The following is a 2,543-nucleotide window of genomic DNA, read 5'->3' on the forward strand; positions in this document are numbered from 1 at the left end:
ACGTTTCCCGATGAGCCGCGTCAACGACGCACTGGATCACCTGCGCTCAGGCAAGGCGCGCTACCGCGTGGTGTTGGACGCCGATTTCTAGTCGCCAGTCGGTGCAGGTGCCTCCGGCGACGTGGCCGTGGTCGCCGACTTCGGCTGGCGCTGCACCTGCTGCGGGTAGGGAATGTCCACGCCCAGGCGCTGCAGCGTGTGCAGCACGGCCAGGTTGACGTCCGAGCGCACGCCGCCGCTGCCGTTCTCGGGGTCCATGATCCAGAAGAACACGCTCAGCTCCAGGCCGCTGTCGGCAAAGCGGCTCAGCTGCACCGATGGCCCCGGGTCGCTCAACACGCGCGGGACTTCGGTGACGGCTTTGGTGATGGCCTGCATGACGTTGTCGACGTCGCAGTCGTAGTCCACCTGCACCACCGTCGACAGYAGCACGCGCGGGTCGGCCAGCGAGGAGTTCTCGACCCGCTGAGTGATCAGGATCTCGTTGGGCACGATGGCTTCCTTGCCGCCGAGCGACCGGATCACCGTGTAACGCGTCTTGATGTCGGTCACGCGGCCCTCGAAGCCGTCGACCTTGACCATGTCGCCGATGCGCAAGCTCCGCTCGGCCAGGATGACAAAGCCGCTCACGTAATTCGCCGCCAGCTTCTGCAGGCCAAAGCCCAGGCCGACGCCGAGCGCCCCACCCAGCACGCCCAGGGCCGTCAGGTCGATGCCCGCGGCCGACAGCGCGAACAGCAGGCCGATGAAGAGCAGCAGCGAGCGGATCGCGTTGGACGCGATCTTGCGCATGGACAGGTCCAGTGACTCGCGGCGCAGCAGCTGGGCCTCGATGGCCGACGAGATCCACAGCGCAACGACCAGCACCAGCGTAGCCGTCAACCCGCCCTCGATGAGGTTGCGCAGCGTCAGCTTGACGGTGCCGAATTTCCAGCCGATGTCGTCCAGCTCGTCCATCAGCACGGGCCACAGCCCGGTGATCCACAGCACCGCGCCGATCCACACCAGCCAGGAGCCCAGCTTCTCCAAGGCCTTGAAGGCGGTCGAATTGGGCCAGGCGGCGCGCAGCACGCGGGCGATGAGGCGGATGGCGGCCAGCGACACCAGCACCGGCAGCGCCAGCTTGAACAAGGCCGGTGCCAGCCCGTACAGCGGCAGCAGGCGGCGCGCGCCAAAGGCCAGGGCCAGGGCGAACAGCGGGAAAAGCGTGCCGTCGATGACGCGATCGCCGAACAGCACGCTGTTCTCGCGCCGGGTGACGGCGCGCGACAGCGCCCAACTCAGCAACCCTGCCAGAGCCAGGCAGCCGAATAGCAGGCCCCATTCGGCCAGCGCGTCGGCGCTGAAGACGCGGGTCAGCAAGGCCTGGAGTTCGGCCAGGCTCAAAGGTTGGTGCATACGGTTTTAGTCAGTTGGGGACAGAGCTACTCGCTGCGCTCGGGCGGTCTGTCCCGCAAAATTCTCAGCTTAGTTGGGGACAGAGCTACTCGCTTCGCTCGGGCGGTCTGTCCCGCAAAGTTCACAAATCAGCCAATACGCGCAAATGGATGCCCACGCTGCGCGCGAGGGCGTGCAGGTTATAGCCGCCCTCCAGGACCGACACGATACGGCCTTGCGCATGACGGTCGGCCACGGCCTTGATCTTCTGCGTGATCCATTCGTAGTCGGCCTCGATGAGGCCCAACTGGCCGAGATCGTCGTCGCGGTGGGCGTCGAAGCCGGCGGAGATGAAGATCATCTGCGGCTTGAAGCGCTCCAGGGCCGGCAGCCACATGGCCTCGATGATCTCGCGCACCTCGCCGCCACGCGTGTAGGCCGGCAGCGGCACGTTGACCATGTTGGTGCCCTTGGGGACGGCGCCGCTGTAGGGGTAGAGCGGATGCTGGAACAGGCTGACCATCAGCACGCGGTCGTCGCCGGCAATGATGTCCTCGGTGCCGTTGCCATGGTGGACGTCGAAGTCGACGATGGCCACGCGCTTGAGGCCGCGCCGGTCCAGCGCGTGCCGCGCAGCGATGGCCACGTTGTTGAAGAAGCAAAAACCCATGCTCTGGTCGCGCGTGGCATGGTGGMCCGGCGGGCGCACCGAGCAGAAGGCGTTGTCGGCACGGCCGTCGATGACGAGGTCGGTCGCCTGCACGGCAGCACCCGCCGCATGCAGGGCGGCGGTCCAGGTATGGGCGTTGGCCGAGGTGTCGGGGTCGACGGCGCAACGTTCGCCCGTCTCGGCGCAGTCCCGCAGCAGGGCGCCGATCTCGGCGACATAGCCGTGGGTGTGAGCCAGCTCCACGTCCTTGAGGTCCACCGGCCGGGCGTCGAAGTACTCGAGCGCCTGGCCCAGGCCCGAGGCGATCAGCCAGTCGTCGATGGCAGCCAGCCGCTCCGGGCATTCGGGATGGCCTTCGCCCATGTCGTGGCGGCGGCATTCGGGAGGGTTGAAGTAGGCGGTGGGCATGTCTCTTGATATGGTCCAGCCTCATGACGCAAGCTCCATCACGAACGCTGGCAGCGCAACTGCTGGCACTGCAAAACCAGATTAGCAC

The 2,543-nt window shown here is 66.7% G+C and carries 2 protein-coding genes; both read right to left on the bottom strand.

What is annotated here, in order from left to right:
• Window positions 1–87: 87 nt before the first annotated feature.
• Window positions 88–1,398, bottom strand: coding sequence for a mechanosensitive ion channel family protein (locus AC1DU6_RS27010; RefSeq protein ID WP_056201386.1), 1,311 nt, complete (start codon window positions 1,396–1,398; stop codon window positions 88–90).
• A gap of 121 nt (window positions 1,399–1,519) precedes the next feature.
• Window positions 1,520–2,455: a histone deacetylase family protein gene (locus tag AC1DU6_RS27015; RefSeq protein ID WP_477860883.1), complete on the bottom strand. Its 936-nt coding sequence runs from the start codon at window positions 2,453–2,455 to the stop codon at window positions 1,520–1,522.
• Window positions 2,456–2,543 lie beyond the last annotated feature (88 nt).

The sequence above is a fragment of the Roseateles sp. P5_B10 genome, assembly GCF_056400485.1.